Below are 23,452 nucleotides of genomic sequence, written 5' to 3' on the forward strand. Positions count from 1 at the left end.
TTCACGAAGCAGCACTGCGCTTCACGTAATTCCACTGTGTCTGAATGGGCCATCCTGCCATGCAAAGGCAACCCGTCAAAACACAAGGTTTACCATGTCATTCGATCCGCTTTTCGCCGCCCCTGCTGTCATTCAGATCCATGCCTTTCTGGCGCTGGCCGCAGTAGTGCTGACCGCATGCATCCTCACCCTGCGCAAGGGCAGCCCCCTGCACCGCACCCTCGGCTGGACCTGGGTTCTGATGATGGCTGCCGTGGCGCTGTCCAGTTTCTGGATCAATCAGATACGCTGGATCGGCCCCTTCGGCCCGATCCACATCCTGTCGGTCGTCACGCTGATCAGTCTGGTTCTCGGGGTGCGGGCCGCGCGGCGGCACGACCGGGGCACACACGCCCGCATCATGCGGACGCTGGTCTTTGGTGCGCTGATCATCGCGGGGGGCTTCACTCTATTGCCCGGCCGGATCATGCATGCGGTGGTCTTCGGTGTGGCCTCCTAGGGTCTGACCCCGGGTGTCATGCCCTCAGGCGGTCAGGCCCTCGGGCTCATCCAGCCCGTTGGCCCGGCAACAGGCCGTCACGGTATTGGCCAGCAGGCAGGCGATGGTCATCGGGCCGACGCCACCCGGCACCGGGGTGATCGCCCCCGCACGCGCGGCGCAGCTGTCATAATCCACATCGCCCACGAGCCGGGTCTTGCCTTCGCCTTTTTCCGGCGCGTCCAGCCGGTTGATGCCCACGTCGATCACGGTGGCCCCTTCCTTGATCCAGTCGCCCGGCACCATTTCGGGGCGGCCCACGGCGGCGACAACGATGTCGGCGCGGCGCACGACATCGGCCAGATCCTTTGTCCGCGAATGGGCGATGGTCACGGTGCAGCTGTCGCCCAACAGAAGCTGAGCCATCGGTTTGCCCACGATGTTGGAGCGTCCGATCACCACCGCATCCATGCCGGAGAGCGATCCGTGATGATCCCGCAGCATCATCAGGCAGCCCAGCGGCGTGCAGGGCACCATGCTTTTCTGTCCCGTGCCCAGCAGCCCGACGTTGGAGATGTGGAAACCGTCCACATCCTTGGCCGGGCTGATCGAGTTGATGACCAGATCCTCGTCCAGATGCTTCGGCAGGGGCAGTTGCACCAGAATACCGTGGATTTCCGGATCGTTGTTCAGCCGGTCGATCAGCTCCAGCAGCTCCGCCTCCGAGGTGTCGGCCTCCAGCTTGTGCTCGACCGATTTCATGCCGACCTCGACGGTCATCTTGCCCTTGGAGCGGACATAGACCTGGCTGGCCGGATCCTCGCCCACCAGCACCACCGCAAGGCCGGGCGTGATGCCGTGCTGATCCTTCAAACGGGTCACATGCCCGGCCACCTTGGCCCGCACGCGGGCGGCGAATTCTTTTCCGTCGATGATCATTGCAGTCATGTTATCTTTCCTGAGGTGCGCAGTAAATGCGCACCCTACAAGGGTTTCGTAGGGTGCGCATTTACTGCGCACCACTCTTGATCAGAACAAGCCTTCGACGTCGCCGTCGGCGTTCAGACGGATGTTCTCGGCCGAAGGCACCCTTGGCAGGCCCGGCATGGTCATGATCTCACCGCAGATGGCCACGACGAAACCGGCACCCGCAGAGAGGCGCACTTCGCGCACCGGGATGTCGAAACCGGTGGGCGCGCCGCGCCGCTCGGGATCGGTGGTGAAGCTGTATTGCGTCTTGGCCATACAGACCGGCAGGTTGCCATAGCCCTGATCTTCCCATTCCTTCAGCTGGGCGCGGATCTTGCCGTCCATCACCGCCTCGTCGGCGCGATAGATCTTGGTGGCGATGGTGTTGATCTTGTCCGCAAGGCTCATCTCATCGGGGTAGATCGGTGCGAAATTCGCCTCGCCCTTCTCGATTGTCTCGACAACCTTGGTTGCCAGATCGGCAGAGCCTTCGGAACCCAGTTCCCAATGCCGCGACAGCACTGCTTCGGAGCCCTGGCTGGCCACGTAGTCCTTGACCGCCTGCACTTCGGCATCGGTATCGGTGACGAAGTGGTTGATCGCCACCACCACCGGCACGCCAAAGCTCTTCACGTTCTCGATGTGGCGGCCCAGGTTGGCGCAGCCCGATTTCACGGCTTCGACATTCTCGGCGCCCAGATCGGCCTTGGCAACGCCGCCGTTCATCTTCATCGCGCGGACAGTTGCCACAACCACCACGGCAGAGGGCGAAAGACCCGCCTTGCGGCACTTGATGTTCAGGAACTTCTCGGCCCCCAGATCGGCACCAAAGCCCGCTTCGGTCACCACGTAATCCGCCAGTTTCAGCGCGGTTGTCGTCGCAATGACCGAGTTGCAGCCATGCGCGATATTGGCGAAGGGACCGCCATGCACGAAGGCCGGGTTGTTCTCAAGCGTCTGCACCAGGTTCGGCTGCATCGCGTCTTTCAGCAGAACGGTCATCGCGCCGTCCGCCTTGATGTCGCGGGCAAAGACCGGCGACTTGTCGCGGCGGTAGGCGACAATCATGTTGCCCAGACGTTCCTGCAGATCTGTAAGGTTCTTGGCAAGGCAGAGGATCGCCATGACTTCGGAGGCCACGGTGATGTCGAAGCCCGCTTCGCGCGGGAAGCCGTTGGCGACCCCGCCCAGCGAGGTGGTGATCTGGCGCAGCGCGCGGTCGTTCATGTCCACGACCCGGCGCCAGACGACGCGGCGGGTGTCGATTTCCAGCTCGTTGCCCCAGTAGATGTGGTTGTCGATCATCGCAGACAGCAGCGAATGCGCGCTGGTGATGGCGTGGAAGTCGCCGGTGAAATGCAGGTTCATTTCTTCCATCGGCACGATCTGGGCATAGCCGCCGCCGGCCGCCCCGCCCTTCATCCCGAAGTTCGGCCCAAGCGAGGCTTCGCGGATGCAGACCGCGGCCTTCTTGCCGATCCGGTTCAGCCCGTCACCCAGACCCACTGTGGTGGTGGTCTTGCCCTCGCCCGCAGGGGTCGGGTTGATCGCTGTCACCAGGATCAGCTTGCCGTTCTTGTTGCCCTGGACGCTGTCGATGAATGTCTGGCTGACCTTCGCCTTGTCATGGCCATAGGGCAGCAGGTCCTTGCTGCCGATCCCAAGCTTCTCACCAATCTCCTGGATGGGGCGTTTGTTCGCTGCGCGTGCGATTTCGATGTCGGATTTGTAAGCCATGTGAGGGTTCCCCTAAAGACCGATGTGCCGTTTGCCCCTCTTATCGTGCAATCGTTCGGACCACAGGTCGCAATTCCGACATTTCCACCACCCGATGCGGCGGTGGACCGATAAACCGTTTCTTTTTGGAAACGATCGTCGCTAAAGGAGCGCCCAGGCCCGCTGCCCCGGCACATGCAGACGCAAGGTATCGCCGATGGCCAGATCGCCTTCGCGCTCCACCCAGGCGGTGACGCCCCTGCGTCCCATCGCTGCTGCCTTGAACCCCTTGCCATGCCCCGGCGCTTCCTTTTCGATCTCGCGCGCGGGCAGGTTGCAGGGGCCGTTCAGCATGTCGACGGTCAGGGTGGTGCCGGAGGGCGACTGCAACCGCGACGCGGGCGGGATATGGGTAAAGTCGGCAATGCCCTGCACCACGATCGACGCTCCCAAAAGCCGGGGGTCCAACTTGTCGACGCCGATCTCGGCGGCGATCTCGGCCAGTTCCTCTGCCGACAGGATGGAAAACTGCCGCGTGTTGCGGATCTCGGTGCCCTGCGGATATTGCGATTTCACCCGCACGCAGGATGGTCTGGTGAGCCCCGCGTGGAAATCGCCTGCAAACCCGGCATAGGTGGCGCGGGCGCGGTCGATTTCCTGTGACCGGATATCGCTGCGGTCCTGCGGCACCATCCCCATCCAGACGATGGTCGCGGTATGATCGGTGGGCAGTAGTTCAGGCATGGTCAAGGCTCCTTATGGTCGCCGCCACTTTGGTCAGACCCTGCGCAAAAGAAAAGACCCCGCCGTGGCGGGGCCTTATGACATTCCGTTACGCCATGATCAGCGGTTGTGATCAGGTGGTCGGTTCCGGTTCCAGACCGCCATCCGCGGGGGGCAGTTTCTTGCCCTTGCCCTTGGCCTTGGGAATCGCGGTGACGCTGGGGGCGTTGCCCTCGTCCGGGCCGCTCTCGTCATTTTCGTCGGAGGGCGGCAGCCCGTCCATCACGCGCTTGATCTCATCCCCGGTCAGGGTCTCGTATTCCAGCAGGCCCTGGGCGAGACGCTCGAACTTTTCCTCATTCTCGGAAATGATCTTCTTCGCCCATTCATAGCCGTCCTGAATGAACTTCTGGACCTCTTTCTCCACCAGTTCCTTGGTGTTGGCAGAGACAGAGAAACCCGCCGTATTGCCCTGATAGCCCTGCGCGGCTTCGGAATAGTCGATGTTGCCGACCTTGTCGGACATGCCCCACTGGAGCACCATCGCGCGGGCCAGCGCGCTGGCCTGCTGGATGTCGCCGGCCGGGCCGTTGGACACGGCCTCTGGCCCATATTTGTGGATTTCCGCAGCCTTGCCCGCCATGGTCATGGCCAGGCGCTGGTGGCATTCGTCCTTGAACATGTTCAGGCGGTCCATTTCGGGCAGGCTCATCACCATGCCAAGCGCACCGCCGCGCGGGATGATCGTGGCCTTGTAGACCGGATCGCATTTCGGCAGCGACATGCCGACCAGCGCATGACCGGCCTCATGGTAGGCTGTCATTTCCTTTTGTTCGGCGGTCATGACCATACTGCGGCGTTCAGGCCCCATCATGACCTTGTCCTTGGCCTGCTCGAAGTCGATCATGGTCACGAAACGCCGCCCCACACGCGCGGCCATCAGCGCCGCCTCGTTCACCAGGTTGGCGAGGTCAGCACCCGAGAACCCGGGCGTGCCGCGCGCGATGATGCGCAGGTCGACGTCGGGGCCAAGTGGCGTCTTGCGGGCATGAACGCCAAGGATCTTCTCGCGGCCCTTGATGTCGGGGTTCGGCACGGTGACCTGACGGTCGAAACGGCCCGGACGCAGCAGCGCGGGGTCCAGCACGTCGCGGCGGTTGGTGGCGGCCAGGATGATCACACCCTCGTTGGCCTCAAAACCGTCCATCTCGACCAGCAACTGGTTCAGCGTCTGTTCACGCTCATCGTTACCGCCGCCATAGCCTGCGCCACGATGGCGGCCCACGGCGTCGATCTCGTCGATGAAGACAATACAGGGCGCGTTCTTTTTCGCCTGTTCGAACATGTCGCGGACACGGCTCGCGCCCACACCCACAAACATCTCGACAAAGTCGGAACCGGAGATGGTGAAGAAAGGCACGCCCGCCTCGCCCGCAATGGCGCGCGCCAGCAGTGTCTTACCTGTGCCCGGAGGGCCGACCAGCAGCGCCCCCTTGGGGATCTTGCCGCCAAGGCGGCTGAATTTTTGCGGATTGCGCAGGAACTCGACGATTTCCTCAAGTTCTTCCTTGGCCTCGTCGATGCCTGCCACGTCATCAAAGGTGACCCGGCCATGTTTCTCGGTCAGCATCTTGGCCTTCGACTTGCCAAAGCCCATGGCCCCGCCCTTGCCGCCGCCCTGCATCCGGTTCATGAAATAGATCCACACACCGATCAGCAAGGCGATGGGCAGCAGCGACATCAGGAACGTCTGGAAGCCCGATTGTTCCTGGGGCCGCACCTTGATCGGCACGTTGTTGTTGATCAGCAGGTTGGTGATTTCTGCGTCCTCGGGTTTGACCGTGACGTAATCAGATCCGTCCGCCTTGCGAAACCGGACCTGTTCTCCGTCCAGGGTGGCGTTCCGCACTTCGCCCTTTTCAACCGAGCTTACGAATTCGGAATAGGTGACTTCGTTGCTCTGAAGGGCATTATTTGAGCCGCTGAAGAGGTTGAACAGCGCCAACACCAGCAAAAGCAAGACGACCCAAAACGCGAGGTTACGCATATTTCCCAAGGAAGTTCTCCTAATAACAACAATTTGCGCCTGTCTAGGCTGAGTTGCGCATGTCGAATGGTCTCATCGAACACTGACCTAAGATAGGGATCATCACAGTAGATTCAATGCGATAATAGCCCGCCAAAGAAGGTCTCTTCTCCACCTTCCAGTGCCGCATGCCAGTTTTGGTCCGGTCGGACAAGGGGGGCGGCGAGAAGGACGTCATCTTGCCACACGGCAGGCAATGACATGACCGCCTGCAGCGGCAGCCCGGATGCACGCCAATCTCCGCATTGCTCGACCCCCTGCGGGCCCATCGCGGCCACATAGTGGCACTGGCGGGCAGCCTCTTCAGTAGCCGGTTTGACGCGCCAGCGTGAATCCCACAATTGACCCGCAGGCACCCGCAGGTCCTGCACCGCCTTATGCTCGCGGAACACCCAGATGCTCTCTTTCTCGCGCAGGGCGTGGCAGCCATCCAGCGTCGAGGCCAGCCCCCGGCGCAGCGCCGCCATCAGCGTGGCAACAGCGGCCCGTCGGGGCGGATAGGGATTGCCGCTGATCCAGCTCAGCGCATGAACCAGCAGGCGGCGCTGAATTTCTTCAGGCTGGATCCGCAGCCGCCGTTCATCCAGTGCAATGGCACCTTTCTCTACACGTGCGATATCGCGGGCGGCGAGGAAGGTCTGCCAGTTCAACGCAGCCCGCGCCTGACGCATCTGTTCGGCCACGGTGGCCAGAGCGCTTGCATCAATACCCAGCTTGCCCAGTTCTGCCAGTGCGTTGCGTGCCCTGATGCGTTCAAAACTCGTGTCATCATTGCTCGGGTCTTCTACCCAGCTGACCTGTTGGCTGCGCAGGTAGCTCCGCAGGTCTTCACGGGTGACAGACAGCAAAGGCCGCACCCAATGGATACCATGGCGTAACATACGGGGCGAAATTGACGACAACCCATCCACGCCGGCGCGGCGCGCAAGACGCATCAGAACCGTTTCAGCCTGATCATCGGCGGTATGACCCACCGCGACGGTGCGGATTCCGCGCTCCTTTGCCCAATCCGATACGCATTCATAACGCGCATCGCGGGCCTCTGCCTGAAGATTGCCAATGCCATCCCAGTCATCCCAGATCAGGATATCATGGGGCACGCCAAGCGTCGCGCAATAGGCACCCACAGCCTCGGCTTCCTCGGCTCCCTCCGGCCTGAGGCAATGATCCACTGTCACAGCAAAAAGACGCGATCCGTGCAGCCTGCAAAATCCGTGCATCAGATGCAGCAGCGCCATGGAATCGCCACCGCCCGAAACCGCGACCGCAACCCTGTCCGGCGGATGGGGCAGGAAAGCGCTGGACACTTGCTGGGTCAGCCAGGCCATGGTCACGTCAGCTACATCCTAGCGCAAGCCTTTGGTTCTCGGCCTCGGCAACCGCTGGCGTCGATGGAAAGCGCACGCCGACCTCGGAGAGCGTGACGCAGGCTTCCTGGGTCTGCCCAAGCTGCCCCAGGGCGCGTCCCAGCTCAAAAAGCGCCTGTGGCGCCATCGGCCCTTCGGGCGCAGTGCTGAAAGCGGTCAGGAATGCGCGTGCCGCCTCCTTTGAATCGCCCAGACCCTGCAGGGCATCGCCCCGGCGCAATTCGGCCTCGGCGGCTAGCGGACCGCCCGGATAGGTCTGATTGAAGGTCGCAAAGAGGTCTGCGGCGGCGCGAAAGTCACCGGATGCGAGCGCCTCCTGCGCCCGCTTGAAATCGGCCTCTTCACCAACCGCAAGAGAGGCCTCGTCAGTCGGTGTGGCCGGGGCGGTCAGCGGAGCAGAGACCGAAGCCTGCCCCTCTCCCCCAAGTGTGGTGGTCTGGCCCAGCTTGCCCACATCACCGCCTTCAAGTTCGACCAGCCGGAATTCCAGGTCGCCGATCCGGCGGGTCCCGTCGTCGACGATACGGTTGATGCGGTTTTCCAGTTCTTCCGTCTTGGAGGTCAGGCGCTGCAATTCGCTTTCCATCGCGCCCACGCGTTCCAGCACCGACGCGCCCCCGGTGCTGGTCGAAACACCACCCGTGGTGGACAATTCGCGCCGCAGTTTCTGGACCTCGACAAACAGGATGTTCAGTTCCTGACGCACATCTGCCAGAGTCTGATCATCCTGTGCCAACACGGCCGCGGGGCTGACCATAAGCCCCAGCATCATACCCATTACCAAACGCATCTTCATCAGATCAGCCTCAGCTTGTCAGACCGCCTGCCAGAACTGTCACCGCGCGGCGGTTCTTGGCATAGCAGGATTCTTCGGAACAGATCTCGATGGGGCGTTCCTTGCCATAGCTTATGACCCGCAGACGGCCCGGCGGGACCCCCTTTGAGATCAGGTATTCCTGCGCCGCATTGGCACGGCGCGCCCCCAGGGCCAGGTTGTATTCACGGGTGCCCTGTTCGTCCGCGTGACCTTCAATCACGGCCTGGTAGTCCGAGTTTGTCATCAGCCACTGCGCCTGCCCGTCCAGCGTCGCGCGGCCGATGGCGGTCAGGTTCGACTGATCCACTTCAAACAATACACGGTCCCCGATCGACTGCTGGAAATAGGCAGCCGAGGTCGGGTCATTGGCGCTGCCCGGCACCACACCATTGGCACCGGCACCTGCGTTTGCCCCTGCACCGGCACCATCGGCGCCAAAGCGGTCCGGGTTGGTACAGGCGCCCAGCGCCAATGCTGCAATCAAAATACCGCTTGTCAGAAATCTGTTCATCGTGGTGCCTCTCTTTGGTGGCGACTTTTGTTAACCTTTAGTAGCACAGGCCCGCGGCCATTGGAAATTCGCTACAACAACTTCGTGTTATTTTTGCAAAGGCGACCAGGACGGATCCGAGCCCCCTTCCGGTGTGCGCACCGGCCGCAGGTTGCGTCCGGAAATGTCCACGGAATAAAGGGTCGATGACCCGCCCGCCCCCTGGGTTTCGCGGGCAAACATGATCACCCGGCCATTGGGGGCCCATGTCGGCCCCTCATCCAGAAAGGAAGCAGTCAGCAGACGCTCTTCCGAACCATCCAGCCGCATCACACCGATGTGGAAACGGCCCTTGTTCTGTTTGGTAAAGGCCACCAGATCGCCGCGCGGCGACCAGACCGGCGTGCCATAGCGCCCCTCGCCGAAGGAGATGCGCGTCGGCTCGCCGCCGGTGGCGGACATGATGTAAAGCTGCTGGGTGCCGGAACGGTCGCTCTCGAACACGATACGGCCGCCATCGGGGCTGAAGCTGGGCGCGGTTTCGATCGCGGGTGTATTGGTCAGGCGCACGGACTGGCCGCTGGCGATGTCCATTGTGTAAATGTCGGTATTGCCGCCCTGGGTCAGCGAATAGACCACGGTCTGCCCTGAGGGCGAGAAGCGCGGCGCAAAGCTCATGGTGCCTTCGGCGCTTTCCAGCACCCGCCGCTGCACCGAACCGATGTCCAGCACATAGATCCGCGGAAAACCGCTTTCGTAGCTGGTATAGAGAACCCGGTCACCCGAGGGCGAAAAGCGCGGTGCCAGCACGATGGAGCCTGAATCGGTCAGGTACTGAACATTCGCCCCGTCGTAATCCATGATCGCCAGCCGCTTCTGGCGCGCATCCTTCGGCCCGGTTTCAGAGACATAGGCCACGCGGCTGTCGAAATAGGCCCCCTCGCCGGTGATCCGGCTATAGACCGCATCCGCCACCTTGTGCGCCATGCGTCGCCAGCCTTCGGTGGTCCCCGAAAACTGAAGGCCGTCGCCCAGTTCCGCGCCCGAAAACACGTCATAGAGACGGAACTTCACGCTGACCGAATTGCCCTGCACATTCACCGCCCCGGTGATCAGCGCCTGCGCGTTGATCGCCTTCCAGTCGGCATATTGCACCGGCGCGTTGAAATCGCTGATCGTAGAGATAAAGGCCGATGCCGGAACCTCGCGGAACAGGCCGGTTCCCGTCAGATCCTCCGACACCACCCGGGAGATGTCACCGGCAAGCTGCCCGGATTCCGCGCTTTCAGGCTGGAAGCTGGGCACGGCAAAGGGCAAAGGCTCGATCACCCCTTCGGTGATCTCGATCCGCAGGGGCCCCTGCTGTGCCGCTACCGCACCGGACAGGGCGCAGATCAGCACCAGGAACAGGCTCAAAAAACGCAATTTCATCTCGTCAGCATCCTTTCGGGCTTAAACGTAAATCCACTATTTCGCGGCTTTGCCGATAATTCGAGGGGAAGTTCACGCAAAATAACACCATAGCGGAATAATGCCGGTGAAACGACACATGTTCCATCATTTTACCCGCATCCTCTCGGGGTTGAAGGTCATCTCGATCTCCTGCCACTGGCTGTATTTTTCGGCCGGCAGCTGATAGCCCTTCGATCCGCACAGGATGATCGCGCGGCGGGCCGCCTCGAACGCCTGTTTGGCGGCGGCGGATGATCCGCCCTCGCTGCCGATCATCTGGATCGACCCGATGATGGGGGTCCCGTCCTGCGCCATGTTCACCGCGACAACCACGGTCGTGCGCAGCGCCTCGGAAGAAAGCGATCCGACGTTCCAGCAGTTCGACACCGCAACACGCAGATTCTCCTTTTCCCCGGAGGTCAGCGGCGGACCGCTCGGCGCAGGCTTGGCCGGTGTCTCGGTTGCCGCCTGGGCCGCGGCGACAGCAGCGGCGATGGCGTCGGCATCTACGTCTGCGTCCGGTGTCCTGGTCGGGGCCGGTGTCTCGGCCACGCGCGGCGTCTCGGTCGGAGTTTCCACCGGCGTTTCGGCGACCACCGGGGCCGCGGGGCGTCGCCCGGGCGGGCGCGGCGAAGCGGCGGGTGCCTTGGTGGCCTCCGTCACGATCTCGGTTGTCGCCTCCTCCGGCGCGGTGGCTTCCTGGCTTTCCTGCGGCGCATCGCCGGTTTCGTCCGGTGCCACGGCTTCCTGCTGCACCGGGTCCGGCGTTGCCTCGGGCTCGGGCTGCGCGACAGGCTCGGGTGCGACACGCTCGACCGGGCGCGGGGCAGCTTCGGGCGCGACCTCGGGCACCAATACGGCCTGGTCGCCAACAGGTTCATCCAGGACCGGCGGCGTATCCGCCACATCCGTCTGCGGCGGCAAAGCCAGCTCCACCACATCGGGCGGCGTGTCATCGGCGGGCGGATCGGCCTGGGCCGGTGCAGGCTGCTCAACCTGCGTGTCCGGCTCCGCCGCGACCTCGGGCTGATCAGGTGTCACCTCGGGTGCCGCAGGCTGTGCCACCTCGGTCGCCGTGTCGGGCGCCTGCTGCCCTGCCACCAGCGCATCGAAATCGGTGCTTGAGATCACCGATACCTCGGTCATCTCGAAGGGCGGCGGCTCGGAGGTGAAAACATTACCCAGCAGAAGCCAGCCGATCACCGTCAGGTGGCCGGCTCCCGATACATAATGCCCGATATGAAGATCGTTGCGGTGCAAGTGTCACTCTGACCCCGGACTGTCCAACGCCGGACCACCGATGTCGGTCACCAGCCCGATGTTGGAAAAACCGCCCGCGTTCAGCGCGCCCATGACTTCCATCACCTGCGCATAGGGCACCTTGCCATCGGCACGCAGATAGACGCGGTCGCTGGCCCGTTCCGCCGCAATCCCGCGCAGCCGCGTCACCAGCTGGTCGCGCGCCACATCCGTGGTCTGGATCTGCACCGCGCCATCGGCGCTGACGGTCACCGTCAGCGGCTCCTCCTGCTCTGCGGGCAGGGCACCGGCGGCGGTCTTGGGCAATTCCACCGGAACGCCCACGGTCAGCAGCGGCGCCGCAACCATGAAGATGATCAGCAGAACCAGCATCACGTCCACGAAAGGCGTCACGTTGATCTCGGACATCGGCTGGGCGCGCCCGCGCCGCCGTCCGCGTCCACCGCCCTGTTTCTTGATCGCACCCGCGCCCATGCTCAGCTGTCCAGCTGACGCGACAGGATGGTGGCGAATTCATCGGAGAACGCTTCATGCGCGCCGATGATACGTTCACTGTCGGCATTGAGCTTGTTGTAGAAAATCACCGCCGGAATCGCGGCCAGAAGCCCCAGACCGGTGGCCAGCAGCGCCTCGGCAATGCCGGGGGCGACAACCGCAAGGTTGGTGTTCTGCTGGGCGGCAATCTCGACAAAGGCGTTCATGATGCCGATCACCGTGCCGAAAAGGCCGATGAAGGGCGCGGATGACCCGACCGTCGCCAGCACCGTCAGCCCGCCTTGCAGGCGCTCGGCCTCCTTGGCGATGGCCACATCCATCGACCGGTCGATGCGCGCCGTGGCACCGGGGATCAGCCCGCCATCATCCCGGTGCGAACGTTGCCATTCGGTCATCCCGGAGGCGAATATCTTTTCCGAAGGCCCGCTGGGATCCGGGCCGATCTGATCGAAAAGACCGTCCAGCGGTTCCCCGGACCAGAACGCCTGATCGAAAGCCTTCTGCTCCGAACGCGCAAGGCGATATTGCAACAGCTTTTGCACGATGATCGACCACGACCAGAAGGAGGCGATGATCAGAATGATCATGACCAGTTTGACTCCCAGCGTCGCCCGCGCGAAAAGTCCCCACACGGAGAAATCAATCTCCTGCGCCAATGCCAGCGTTTCTGCTTCCATTATTCCTGCTCTTGTTGTGCCGCCACGTCGCGGCTGCATGCCTCTGCGGCCCTGTTTTCCAAGGCGCTATTTGGCGCAAACTTATCCCAGTGCAAGCGGGAAAGCCAGAACATTGGCGTTAACCCGCCGCATCCTTCGGCAGTGAGCGGAGTTTTGCTGGCAATCTGGTGGGTTTTCCATCGGTGGTCATGCAGACTGCGGTGACAAGGGCGCGGAAGATCACCTTGTCCTCCCGGCAGACATCCTGATGGAAGATCCAGCGCGTCGCCCCCTTGGCGAAATGTGTTGTGCGCACCTCCAGACGGTCGCCGAACCCGGCGGTGCCCAGATAATCGGCCTCGACCCTGGTGACGACAAAGACAATGCCCTGCGCCCGCATCTCGCGCTGGTCGAGCCCGAACTGCTCGACGATATCGGAGCGCGCCCGTTCAATGTAGCGCAGGTAATTGGCGTAATAGACGATACCGGCCATGTCGGTATCTTCATAGAAGATGCGGATCGGGAAACGATGGCTCATTGCAACACACCGATCCTTGCAGCCAGCCGCAATGCATGGGCCGGGTCCCGGGCCGCAACCGGCAGCACCGGATCATAGGCCGCCCTCAGCAGCGCGGCCACATCCGGCTGCAGCACCGTCGTCTCGCCCGCCACGGCCAGGGGTGACCAGTCCTGAAACGCCACATCCGACCACATGAGCATGGACTGGACGATCTGGCTCAAGGCCAGGGTATGCGCAGGCACGTCGCTCAGATGCGCATCCATCCGCAGAAAGACGAAACAGGCCTTGATCGCGCCGCGCTTGTCGAAGCGGAAGAACCGGTACTGGTTCGCCTCCGCCGCCTCCAGCCGGGCCACCAGCGGTGCAAGGTCCTCCACCAGCCGGTCCATGCCCGGCACATCCAGAAGCTCGTTCCAGTCGCGAAAGAAGAACATCATCAGATTGCTGCCCAGCTCTGCGTCCATCTCGCCCATCTCGTGACCCGCCAGACCACACACCGCCTCGACCGCGCCTTTGACCACGCTCAGCGTGGCATCATCCACGCCAAAGACCACCGGACAGACCGGCCGCCCCCAGCGCGCAAAGGCAAAACTCCCGTCCCCACGGGTAAACAGCGCCTCGACCTGTTCAGCATCCATGTTTCATTGTTCCCAAAATACACATCACCGACAGTTCAGCCAAACAGATCGCTCTGCCCCCTGGGCGGTGCCATCCCCAGATGCGCCCAGGCCTTCGCCGCCAGCATGCGCCCGCGCGGGGTACGCTGGATCAATCCCTGCTGCAACAGGAAGGGCTCGATCACCTCTTCCAGGGCATCGCGGCTTTCCGACAGGGCCGCCGACAATGTCTCGATCCCCACCGGCCCGCCCTGATAATTCTCCGCAATCAGGGTCAGGTAACGCCGGTCGGCCCCGTCAAGCCCCAGATGATCCACCCCCAGCCGTGTCAGGGCCATGTCCGCCAGCGCCCTGGTCACCCTGCCGTCGCCCTCCACAAGCGCGAAGTCCACGACCCGCCGCAAGAGCCGTCCGGCGATCCTGGGGGTACCCCGCGCGCGGCGGGCGATCTCGCGGGCACCATGTTCGTCTGCCGGTGCGCCGAGCTTTCGGGCATTGCGGTCGACGATGATGAAAAGCTCGTCCTCGCTGTAGAACTCCAGCCGCGTGGGGATGCCGAAACGGTCCCGCAGCGGTGTCGTCAGCAATCCCATCCGCGTCGTGGCCCCCACCAGGGTGAAAGGCTGCAACTCGATCCGCACGGTGCGCGCCGCGGGCCCCTCGCCGATCACGAGGTCCAGCTCGAAATCCTCCAGTGCAGGGTAAAGCACTTCCTCCACCGCCGGGTTGAGCCGGTGAATCTCGTCGATGAACAGCACATCGCGCGCTTCAAGATTGGTCAGGATCGCCGCCAGGTCCCCCGCCTTGGCCAGCACCGGACCGGATGTCATGCGGAACCCCACCCCCAGTTCGCGCGCCATGATCTGCGCCAGCGTGGTCTTGCCCAGGCCGGGAGGGCCGTGAAACAACGTGTGGTCCATCGCCTCGCCGCGCTGGCGCGCCGACTGGATGAACACCCGCAAATTCGCCCGCGCCTCGGCTTGGCCTACGAATTCGTCCAGCATCTGCGGCCGCAGGGCGCGGTCGAGGTCTTCGGGCAGCGGGTCAGGCCGCACTGTGGGGTCAATCTCGGTCATCTGTCATCCGCGCCATTCCCGGCCCTTGGGGCTGTTGAACGGCACCCTACCCCTTCGGTGCCAGCAGTTTCAACGCCGCGCGGATCAGGGCGGGGGTGTCGGCCCCGGGCATGTCGCCTGCTGCCTGTGCCACCGCGCCCGCCGCGTCGCCGGGGCCATAGCCCAGATTGCCCAGCGCCGACAAAGCGTCAGCCTGCGCCGATGTGGCGGCAGGCGCCGCCCGCGCAGGGCGGGAAACCGGTGTCTCGATCACCTCGGCGGGGTCTTCGCCCTGCGCCTGCGCCAGCGTGCCGCTCATTGCCATGACACCGGGGGCCTTGTCCTTGAGGTCCAGCACCACGCGCTGCGCGATCTTGGGGCCGACGCCCCTGGCCGCCTTGACCGCGTTCCAGTCGCCCAGCGCGATCGCGCGGCTGACGCCATCCGGCCCCAATGCGCCCAGGATCGCCAGCGATGCCTTGGCCCCGACCCCCTGCACCGAGGTCAGCAGGCGGTGCCATTCCTTTTCCACCAGGGTCTGGAACCCGAAAAGCTGCATCAGGTCCTCGCGCACCACCAGATCGGTATAAAGCGCCACGACCTCGCCCACACCGGGCAGGGCGGCAAGGGTGCGGTCCGAGCAATAGACCAGATAGCCCACACCGCGCACGTCGATCAGCAGGTGATCCGCCGCGCGGTAATCAATGCGTCCCGTGATCTTGCCGATCATGCGCTGGCCCGCGCCACGGCCGCCGCCAGCCCCGAGGCCCCGCCGTGATGGGCATGACAGATGGCAATGGCCAGCGCGTCAGCCGCATCCGGACCGGCAATCTCGATCCCCGGCAGCTGCATCCGCACCATATGGGCGACCTGGCCCTTGTCGGCATGGCCCACGCCGACAACCGTCTTCTTGATCGTGTTGGGCGCATATTCGCCAACGCAGAGCCCCGCCTGCGCCGGCACCAGCATCGCGATGCCCCGCGCCTGCCCCAGCTTCAGCGTGCCGGCCCCATCCTTGTTGACAAAGGTCTGCTCCACCGCCGCGGCCTGGGGGCGATAGGTCGCGAAGATCCGCGTCAGCTGCGCGTGCAGCGACAGCAACCGCTGCCCCAGATCGTCGCCCTGCGACACGATCACCCCATTGGCCACATGGGAAAGCCGTGGTCCGGCCACGTCGATCACCCCCCAACCAAGGTTGCGCAGCCCCGGATCAATGCCGATTACCCGTATCATCCTGTCCGAATTCGCCTCTATGTTGTTTTTTTGATGCACTAGCACGAAAGGCGAACATTCACCAAGTCCTTTCGCGTGAGGCCTGGTTGCGACATACCTTGCGTCGCTTTTGAGCCACGCGGCCTGCTTGCGCCGTAAAATCACCCGCAAACGACAGGAACTGCGGGTCTCTTTCCATTAATTTTCAGCGTTTTACACGCAAGGAGGACCTATGCAATAGCCGCAGAACACACATGCATTTCTGGTGATTGTGCCGGGTTTCATATCCGCCTATTTGCGCAGCACACCGCCGGGAAAACCGGCATAACACTAATGTAAAAGGACGGCTCCAATGGCAGCTATTGACACCACCCGCACCGCATACGGCTCCATCATTGCCGTTTCTCGTTTCTTCTCCGGTCTGAACGCACTGGCGGCAACGCTGGTCGCATGGAACGACGCCCGCGCAACACGCCGCGCGCTGTCCTCGCTGACCGACCGCGAACTTGACGATATCGGCCTGGTCCGTGGCGACATCGACCTGGTTGCACAATCCAACCTGATCCGCTGATCGCGGCGCGGCGGCTCTCCCGCCGCCACGCCTTCACCACGCCTAAAGCGCCCCGCCTTAAACTTGAATCGCCGATACCCTGCCACGCTTCGCGCTCTCGGGACATCGGCGATACTGAATGCATCAGGTGAAAGGCGGGACGCTGTGGACAAAAAACCGCGTTCTCCAAGCCTGGGGATCGCGGTTTTTCTTTGCCGGACAGCGGATTGTCGGAGAAAGGCGGATGCAGCAGCCCGTAACCGGGCCGCTGCCGTTTTCGTCAGCGCAGGACCGGGCCGGTCATGCTGGCAAGCGTTTCGGTCACCGGATCAATCGCCAGAACCTTTGCACCCGCCTGTTCGATGACACTGCCGCTTTCAAGTTTCGCCAGGCGATCATTGTAGGTCACCGGGCCAACAGCCGCGACCATGAAGACCTTGAGGCCAAGAAAGCCAAGCCCGAACATGATCAGAAGCTTGAAGGGAAATCCGCGGCGGCGGCGTTTCGGCGTCACGATGATCAGGCCATCGCGACCCACCTTGGTGGAATAGCCATGCGCCAACTTCGCGTGCTTTTTCCCCAGATTCGAAAGGCGGGCAACAAAGTGGTCGTGTGTCTCAACCATGTCTTATTTCTCTCAACATCGGCCCCCACCGCTGTTGAAATCAGAATTAGACAAGGAATGTGGCAAATTCTGGGCAACTGCCTCAAATGTACCTTAAAACCCCTTCAATCTAGGTGTTTTTTTGCAGTGTGAGTGTCGTCCAGTCGACAATGCTCTCCCGTTCGACCAGATTGATGCCGCATCGTGCATAAACGCCGATCACTTCGTCGGCCTGCTCGTTCAGAATCCCCGAGAGAATCGCATATCCGCCCGGTTGCAGGGAATCGGCCAGGTCGGGGGCCAGCGCGATCAGCGGACCCTTTAGTATGTTGGCAAAGATCAGGTCGAAAGGCGCCGCCGCTGCGAGGTCGGGATGGCCAAAGCCTGCCGCCTCGACACAGGAGACCCGGCCGGTCAGCCCATTTGCCGCCACATTCGCCTTTGCGACCTCCACCGCGACCTCGTCAATGTCGCTGGCCAGCACGTTCTGCGGCCAGATCCGCGCCGCCGCCATGGCCAGCACCGCCGTGCCGCAGCCGATGTCCACCACATTCGCACCAGCAAAACCGCCCGCCGCCAGCCGGTCCAGCGCCCGCAGGCATCCCAGCGTGGTGCCGTGGTGCCCGGTGCCAAAGGCCATTGCCGCCTCGATCAGCAGCGGCTCGACCCCTTCCGGCACCTTGTCCGCATCATGGCTGCCATAGACAAAGAAACGTCCGGCCTCCACCGGGGCCAGTTCCCGGCGCACATGGGCGACCCAGTCGGTCTCTGGCAACTCTGATACCACGAAGGGTTTCGCGCCCATCGCTGCGGCCAGCAGGGCCAGGCTTGCCTCGTCCGGGGCCTCCTCGAAATAGCCGCCGACCTCCCAGAGGCCCGATCCGTCTTCCATCTCGAACACGCCGATGCCGGTGGGTTCGGGGGTCATCGCCTCCATCGCCTCGCCCAGCTTGTAGGCGGGCGCGCGGCCTTCGAGGGTGGTCAATGCGGTGAAGGTGGGCATCAGCGTCTCCGGTATCTGTCAGGGTTCGGGTAGGGCCGTGGCGTGCCGGGGTCAAGGGGCGCGCCCACAGGGTCGCGCAGCCCCCTGACATAGAACCAGCCCCAGAGTGCCGCCCCGATCCCGACGACGCCGCCTGCCAGCGCCTGACCATAGATCACCCCCTGCGCCCCAAAGAGGGCCGCAAGCCACGCAGCGGCAGGCCAGCTCAGCAGCCCGTCCTTGATCCAGTTCACCAGGGTGGAGCGCCCGGCGCGCCCGAGGTTGTTGAATGCCGCGTTCGACACGAAGAGCGCCCCGATAAAGATGAAGCCTCCTACACCCACAAAGGTGAAAGAGCGCAGGACATCCGCGCCCAGGCCGCTCAGCCCGAAAAGCGCGATCACATGAGGCGTCACCATGATCAGCAGCCCCCAGGCCAGCAATGTATAGATGCCGCAGAACAGCAGCGCGTCCCGGTAGGTGCTGCGGACGCGGCTCATCCGGCCCGCGCCGTAATTCTGCCCGAAGATACCGCCGATCGCCCCCGACAGGGCAAAGACGCCGCCAAAGACCACAACCGTCAGCCGCCCGATCACCGCCCAGGCCGCCATCGCGTCATCGCCGAACTGCGCCATGACGATGGTCAGAAAGTAGTTGCCCGCAGGGGTGGACATCTGGGTGGCAACCGCCGGGATCGCCACGGCGGCAAAGGGCCCCGCGATGTTGCGCAGGGTGCGCAGCCGGGGACGCTCCAGCAGCCCCATCTGCGCGACGGCGTAATACAGGGCCAGCCCCAGCAGCGAAAAGCGGAACAGCACCAGCCCGATCGCGGCCCCGTCCAGCCCCCAGCCCAGATAGAAGATCAGGACAGGGTCCAGGAGCAGCAGCACAAATCCGGAAAACAGCGTGACATACATCGCCTTGGCCCCATAGCCATGGGCCCGCAGCACGCCGGAACAGGCCAGCGCCGCCGACATCGGGATCAGCGAGGGGATCGTGATCGCCAGGTAGCGTGACGCGAGGCGCGCCGTCTCTCCGGTGGCGCCGGCCAGCGCAATCAGCTCATGCCGGAAGCCGACTATCGCCGCGACCACCAGAGTCAGGATCGCGGCGGCGATCACCGTGCCCGCCGCCGCCTGCCTGCGCGCCTGCGCATGGGCGCCCTGCCCGATGCTGCGCGAAATCACCGCCGTGGTGGCGATCATCAGCCCCACGGCAATGGATACCGAAAAGAATTGTACCGCATAGGCAAAGCCGATCGCGGCCACCAGCCGCGGATCGCCAAGCTGCGAAATCCACAGCAGGTTGGCGGCATCCACCACAAAGACAAAGGTGATCCCCATCGCCCCGGTCGCCGTCATCCGCACCACATGGCCCATCGTGCCACCGGTCAGGAAACGGCCCTGTTCGGCCATCACTCGGCCGCCTGCGGCACCGCGCTGGCAAAGATCGTCTCGTTCCCCGGCGCCGGGTGGCGCGGGATCAGCATGGCAAGGCTCAGTGAAACGCCCGCCATCCCCGCGGCAAGGAAGAAGACCGCAGCAGGCGAGACCAGCCACAACAGCCCCAGCAGCACCGGCAGGAACACCGCCGCAATATGGTTGATGGTAAAGGCCACCGCCGCAGTCGGCGCAATATCCGCCGGGTCCGCGATCTTCTGGAAATAGGTCTTGAGCGCCAGCGCCAGCCCGAAAAAGATGTGATCCAGCACATAAAGCACGGCGGCCACCATCACGCCCCAGCCCAGGTAATAGACACCACCATAGCTGAGAAAGACGATGATCAGCCCGATATATTCGAACCCCAGCGTGCGGCGCTCACCGAAATAGCCGACCGCACGGCCCATCATCGGGGCGAGCACCATATTGGCAACAAGGTTCACCAGATAGAGCGTGGTGATCTGATGCACCTCATAGCCGAACCGTTCCACCATCATGAACCCGGCAAAAACCACAAAGATCTGCCGCCTTGCGCCCGCCATGAACTGCAGCGCGTAATAGAGCCAGTAGCGGCGGCGCAGCACCATCTTCTTGATCTGCGGCGTGGGGGCTTCGAACTGCGGATAGGCCACCATGGCAAAGATCGCGATCAGCAGCGTCACCCCGCCCCCCGCCAGGTAGACGGCGTTATAGCTCAGATCCAGCGTCTCCCAGAGGGACATGATCGCCAGATAGGCCACCAGCGTCGCAAAGGAGCCCGCCGCCAGCAGCCAGCCCAGCATGCGCGGCGCATCCTCGATCTTCAGCCATTGCAGCTGCAGCGACTGGTTCACCGTCTCGTAATAATGAAACCCGATGGAGGACAGCATGGTGATCGTCAGAATGCCGCCCATGGAGGGGAACCAGGCCGTAACCGCTGTTGCAGCGCCCAGCAGGGCCAGCGACACCAGCCCCAGCACCTGTTCGCGCACGAAAATGATGATCGCGATCACCCCCACCGCGAGGAAACCCGGAATCTCGCGCACCGTATGCAGCAGCCCGATATCGGAGCCGTCGAAATCCGCGACCTCGATGACGAAGTTGTTCAGCAATGCCGACCAGGTGTTGAAGGCAATCGGCATCGCCAGCGCCATCAGAAACAGCAGGGCCACGGGTCGCCGCCAGAACGGCTGATGCTTGGCGTCTTCAAGGGTCACGAATTGCGTCATGCCAGCGCTAATACGCCTGCATCAGGCCAAAGACGAGGCCAAAAACGCACATCTGCCCTTCCCGAATGCACCGCTCCGCATTCTTTTTGGCCCCAAATATCCCTGCGCGACGCCTCCCCGCATGGACCCTCTCCATGTCAGACGACACGGCGACACGGGACGGCGGGCGGGGCGGCTTGCGCGCAGCGCAACAGCGCTGCGCGCCGTTCCGCGCCCATCAAAGCGATGTCTGCGCCGCGACGGGTCCGGAATTGCCGTACCAGACCGGCCCGTCGCCCGCGGCGTCGGTGCCCTGCACGGCCCAGACCAGAAGAGCGGCAAAAACAGCGCCGATCAGCAGGGCGACCGGGGCGGTCATCCGGACATGCATCTGTGAAGATTTGAAAGATTGTTCCTGAAGTGACATGGTAGACTCCTATGCTGTGTGAGCCATAGATAGGGACCACTGGCCAATCATTGAAATGAATGTTTATGCGGGATCACTTCACAAAATGTGATGGATCGTCGCAGCGGTGACCGGGCAGGGTCAGTAGAAGCTCTGGGGGTCGATATCCACTGCAAGGCGCAGCTCACCTTTCAGCTTCACCTGCGCCACCCATTGCGCAAGCGCCTCCTGCAGGGGCGCGGATTTTTCCGCCTTGACCAGCAGCCTGACGCGATGCCGCCCGCGCACCCGGGCGATGGGTGCCGGGGCCGGGCCAAAGACCTGCGCGCCGATGCGCCGCAGCGGCGCGTCGCGCTGCGCCAGCAGGTTGCCCGCATCAAACACCTGCGCCACATCCGGGCCGGACAGGATGATCCCCGCCATCCGGCCATAGGGCGGCACCCCGGCCTGGTGACGTTCCTTTGCCTCTGCCGACCAGAAAGCCTCTTCATCGCCCGCCAGGATTGCCCGGATCACCGGATGATCCGGCTGATAGGTCTGCAACAGCGCCGCCCCCGGTGCCTCCGCCCGGCCCGCCCGGCCTGCCACCTGGCGCATCAGCTGGAATGTCCGCTCTGCCGCCCGCAGGTCAGACCCCATCAGCCCCAGATCCGCGTCGATCACGCCCACAAGGGTGAGATTGGGAAAGTTATGCCCCTTGGCCACCAGTTGCGTGCCGATGATGATGTCTGCCGCCCCCGCCGCAATGCCCGCGATCTCGGCCTTCAGCGCCCGCGCTGACCCGTACATATCCGAGGACAGCACCGCCACCCGCGCATCGGGCCAAAGCGCCGCCGCCTCCTCGCCCAGCCTTTCGACCCCCGGCCCCACCGGGGCCAGCCGGCCCTCCGCCCCGCAGGAGGGGCAGGTTTCGGGCATGGGTTTGCTTTCACCGCATTGGTGACAGATCAGGCGCTTGAGGAACCGGTGCTCCACCATGCGCGCATCGCAATGGTCGCAGCCGATCTGATGCCCGCAGGCCCGGCACAGCGTGACCGGCGCATAGCCGCGGCGGTTGATGAAGAGCATTGCCTGTTCGCCCTTTTCCAGCCGCTTGTTCACCTCGCCCTGCAGTGTCGGTGACACCCAGCGGTCAGAGGGCAGCCCCTCGTCGCGCATGTCGATGGCCCCCATCTGCGGCATCACCGCAGGGCCGAATCGCGAGGTCAGTTCAAGACGCCGGTATTTGCCTGCTTCCACATTCGCCCAGGTCTCAAGCGAGGGTGTGGCGCTTGCCAGCACCACCTGGGCACCACAGATGGAGGCCCGCAGAACCGCCATGTCGCGCGCGTGGTACAGCACGCCGTCCTCCTGCTTGTAGGAGGTGTCATGTTCCTCATCCACGACGATCAGCCCGAGATTCTGAAACGGCAGGAACAGGGCCGACCGCGCCCCGATCACCAATTGTGCGTGTCCCTGGCCCACCATCCGCCAGATGCGGCGGCGTTCGGTCATGGTGGCCCCCGAATGCCATTCGGCGGGCTTCGCGCCAAAGCGTTCCTCGACCCGGTGCAGGAATTGCTCGGTCAGGGCGATCTCGGGCAGCAGCACCAGCGCCTGACGGCCCATGCGCAGAGTGGCAGCGACGGCTTCGAGATAGACTTCGGTCTTGCCCGAGCCAGTGACACCGCGCAGCAGGGTGGTGCCATAGCTCTGGCTGCGCACCGCCTCTGCCAGAACTTCTGCCCCGGCGGCCTGATCCGCGGTCAACGCCTTGCCCGGCAGTTCCGGGTCCAGCCGGGGAAAGGGCAGATCGCGGGGGCTTTCTTCTTCGGCCACGGCGCCCTGTGCCACCAGCCCCTTGACCACCGATGCGGTCACCCCGGCCATCTCGGCCAGTTCCTTGAGGGTAAAGGAAAGATCGCCATAATCCTGCAGGGTTGCCAGGACGCGGCGGCGGGCGTCGGTCATCCGCTCGGGCTCCGACACACCGCGCCGGTAGACCCTGCGCATCGACGGCGGGTCGCCCAGGCCCGGCGCACGGGTGGCAAGACGCAGCATCGCGGGCATTGGCGTCAGCGTATAGGCGGCGGCCCGCGCAAGGAAGCTGCGCATTTCCTCGCGCATCGGCGCGGCATCCAGAACCCGGATCACGGAGCGGATCTTGGACAGGTCATAATCGCCCTGCCCGGCCCCCCAGACCACGCCCAGCACCTTGCGCGGCCCCAGCGGCACCTCCACAAACGCGCCCCGGTGACAGCCCCCCTCGGGCGCGCGGTAATCCAGCGCCCGGCCCAAAGGCTGGGTCGTCAGCACCGCCACCAGGTCGCCTTGATCGAAGAATTCCGGACCGTCCACGGATGCCCCACCTTGGAAATTCACAATTGAAGGC

24 protein-coding genes are annotated in these 23,452 nt (G+C 63.6%); 2 read left to right on the forward strand and 22 right to left on the reverse strand.

The features are described 5' to 3' along the window. Window positions 1-94 precede the first annotated feature (94 nt). Window positions 95-499, forward strand: coding sequence for a DUF2306 domain-containing protein (locus tag PVW51_RS17970; protein ID WP_114274638.1), 405 nt, complete (start codon window positions 95-97; stop codon window positions 497-499). A gap of 24 nt (window positions 500-523) precedes the next feature. Here the strand turns inward: PVW51_RS17970 and folD are convergent, their stop codons facing one another. The 16 genes from folD to ruvC all read right to left on the reverse strand — a co-directional run bounded on the left by folD (window position 524) and on the right by ruvC (window position 15,934). After that, window positions 524-1,426, reverse strand: a complete 903-nt coding sequence (gene folD, locus PVW51_RS17975) for a bifunctional methylenetetrahydrofolate dehydrogenase/methenyltetrahydrofolate cyclohydrolase FolD (protein ID WP_274576446.1) — start codon at window positions 1,424-1,426, stop codon at window positions 524-526. An 81-nt stretch (window positions 1,427-1,507) separates the two neighbouring features. Next, window positions 1,508-3,184, reverse strand: coding sequence for a formate--tetrahydrofolate ligase (locus PVW51_RS17980; protein WP_274576449.1), 1,677 nt, complete (start codon window positions 3,182-3,184; stop codon window positions 1,508-1,510). 141 nt (window positions 3,185-3,325) lie between these two features. Then, on the reverse strand, window positions 3,326-3,907 hold the full coding sequence (locus PVW51_RS17985) for an MOSC domain-containing protein (RefSeq protein WP_274576465.1): 582 nt from the start codon (window positions 3,905-3,907) through the stop codon (window positions 3,326-3,328). Window positions 3,908-4,019: 112 nt separating this feature from the next. After that, window positions 4,020-5,942, reverse strand: coding sequence for an ATP-dependent zinc metalloprotease FtsH (gene ftsH / locus PVW51_RS17990; protein WP_114274642.1), 1,923 nt, complete (start codon window positions 5,940-5,942; stop codon window positions 4,020-4,022). A gap of 104 nt (window positions 5,943-6,046) precedes the next feature. Continuing rightward, window positions 6,047-7,300 carry a tRNA lysidine(34) synthetase TilS gene (gene tilS, locus PVW51_RS17995; RefSeq protein ID WP_269367646.1) on the reverse strand — a complete coding sequence of 418 codons (1,254 nt, stop codon included), beginning with the start codon at window positions 7,298-7,300 and terminating at the stop codon, window positions 6,047-6,049. Between the two features lie 7 nt (window positions 7,301-7,307). Further along, window positions 7,308-8,129, reverse strand: a complete 822-nt coding sequence (ybgF, locus tag PVW51_RS18000; protein ID WP_274576485.1) for a tol-pal system protein YbgF — start codon at window positions 8,127-8,129, stop codon at window positions 7,308-7,310. Between the two features lie 16 nt (window positions 8,130-8,145). Next, entirely contained in the window at window positions 8,146-8,667 is a 522-nt protein-coding gene (gene pal / locus PVW51_RS18005; RefSeq protein ID WP_269367645.1) for a peptidoglycan-associated lipoprotein Pal, read from the reverse strand. An 87-nt stretch (window positions 8,668-8,754) separates the two neighbouring features. Beyond that, window positions 8,755-10,077, reverse strand: a complete 1,323-nt coding sequence (tolB, locus tag PVW51_RS18010) for a Tol-Pal system beta propeller repeat protein TolB (RefSeq protein WP_269367644.1) — start codon at window positions 10,075-10,077, stop codon at window positions 8,755-8,757. A 126-nt stretch (window positions 10,078-10,203) separates the two neighbouring features. Then, window positions 10,204-11,358 (reverse strand): energy transducer TonB, encoded by a 1,155-nt coding sequence (locus tag PVW51_RS18015; protein ID WP_269367643.1) that lies wholly within the window; start codon window positions 11,356-11,358, stop codon window positions 10,204-10,206. A 3-nt stretch (window positions 11,359-11,361) separates the two neighbouring features. Further along, on the reverse strand, window positions 11,362-11,832 hold the full coding sequence (tolR, locus tag PVW51_RS18020; RefSeq protein WP_114274646.1) for a protein TolR: 471 nt from the start codon (window positions 11,830-11,832) through the stop codon (window positions 11,362-11,364). Window positions 11,833-11,834: 2 nt separating this feature from the next. Beyond that, window positions 11,835-12,530 (reverse strand): protein TolQ, encoded by a 696-nt coding sequence (tolQ, locus tag PVW51_RS18025; protein WP_114274647.1) that lies wholly within the window; start codon window positions 12,528-12,530, stop codon window positions 11,835-11,837. A gap of 118 nt (window positions 12,531-12,648) precedes the next feature. Then, window positions 12,649-13,047: a YbgC/FadM family acyl-CoA thioesterase gene (locus PVW51_RS18030; RefSeq protein WP_269367642.1), complete on the reverse strand. Its 399-nt coding sequence runs from the start codon at window positions 13,045-13,047 to the stop codon at window positions 12,649-12,651. Further along, complete coding sequence (locus PVW51_RS18035) at window positions 13,044-13,667, reverse strand: hypothetical protein (protein ID WP_274576466.1); 624 nt, start codon at window positions 13,665-13,667, stop codon at window positions 13,044-13,046. The genes PVW51_RS18030 and PVW51_RS18035 overlap by 4 nt, the downstream gene beginning before the upstream one ends. A 35-nt stretch (window positions 13,668-13,702) precedes the next feature. Then, window positions 13,703-14,722, reverse strand: coding sequence for a Holliday junction branch migration DNA helicase RuvB (gene ruvB, locus PVW51_RS18040; RefSeq protein ID WP_269367640.1), 1,020 nt, complete (start codon window positions 14,720-14,722; stop codon window positions 13,703-13,705). Window positions 14,723-14,768: 46 nt separating this feature from the next. Beyond that, entirely contained in the window at window positions 14,769-15,431 is a 663-nt protein-coding gene (gene ruvA, locus PVW51_RS18045) for a Holliday junction branch migration protein RuvA (protein ID WP_114274651.1), read from the reverse strand. Further along, a complete protein-coding gene (ruvC, locus tag PVW51_RS18050; RefSeq protein ID WP_269367638.1) occupies window positions 15,428-15,934 on the reverse strand; it encodes a crossover junction endodeoxyribonuclease RuvC in 507 nt (168 codons plus the stop codon). Before ruvC ends, ruvA begins: the two co-directional genes overlap by 4 nt. A 331-nt stretch (window positions 15,935-16,265) precedes the next feature. Between ruvC and PVW51_RS18055 the strand changes: the two genes are divergently transcribed. Beyond that, window positions 16,266-16,484 carry a DUF1127 domain-containing protein gene (locus PVW51_RS18055; RefSeq protein WP_114274652.1) on the forward strand — a complete coding sequence of 73 codons (219 nt, stop codon included), beginning with the start codon at window positions 16,266-16,268 and terminating at the stop codon, window positions 16,482-16,484. A 259-nt stretch (window positions 16,485-16,743) separates the two neighbouring features. Here PVW51_RS18055 and PVW51_RS18060 read toward each other — a convergent pair whose 3' ends face one another. The 6 genes from PVW51_RS18060 to PVW51_RS18085 all read right to left on the reverse strand — a co-directional run bounded on the left by PVW51_RS18060 (window position 16,744) and on the right by PVW51_RS18085 (window position 23,418). Continuing rightward, window positions 16,744-17,088 carry a hypothetical protein gene (locus PVW51_RS18060; protein WP_274576467.1) on the reverse strand — a complete coding sequence of 115 codons (345 nt, stop codon included), beginning with the start codon at window positions 17,086-17,088 and terminating at the stop codon, window positions 16,744-16,746. Between the two features lie 109 nt (window positions 17,089-17,197). Beyond that, entirely contained in the window at window positions 17,198-18,070 is an 873-nt protein-coding gene (locus PVW51_RS18065) for a 50S ribosomal protein L11 methyltransferase (RefSeq protein ID WP_274576469.1), read from the reverse strand. Then, window positions 18,070-19,464, reverse strand: coding sequence for an MATE family efflux transporter (locus PVW51_RS18070; RefSeq protein WP_274576470.1), 1,395 nt, complete (start codon window positions 19,462-19,464; stop codon window positions 18,070-18,072). The genes PVW51_RS18065 and PVW51_RS18070 overlap by 1 nt, the downstream gene beginning before the upstream one ends. After that, on the reverse strand, window positions 19,464-20,696 hold the full coding sequence (locus tag PVW51_RS18075) for an MFS transporter (RefSeq protein ID WP_274576472.1): 1,233 nt from the start codon (window positions 20,694-20,696) through the stop codon (window positions 19,464-19,466). Before PVW51_RS18075 ends, PVW51_RS18070 begins: the two co-directional genes overlap by 1 nt. A gap of 217 nt (window positions 20,697-20,913) precedes the next feature. Beyond that, window positions 20,914-21,102, reverse strand: coding sequence for a hypothetical protein (locus PVW51_RS18080; RefSeq protein WP_269367633.1), 189 nt, complete (start codon window positions 21,100-21,102; stop codon window positions 20,914-20,916). Between the two features lie 120 nt (window positions 21,103-21,222). Then, window positions 21,223-23,418, reverse strand: coding sequence for a primosomal protein N' (locus PVW51_RS18085; RefSeq protein ID WP_274576476.1), 2,196 nt, complete (start codon window positions 23,416-23,418; stop codon window positions 21,223-21,225). Window positions 23,419-23,452 lie beyond the last annotated feature (34 nt).

The organism is Sulfitobacter sp. PR48, from assembly GCF_028807335.1.
Taxonomy (GTDB): Bacteria; Pseudomonadota; Alphaproteobacteria; order Rhodobacterales; family Rhodobacteraceae; genus Sulfitobacter.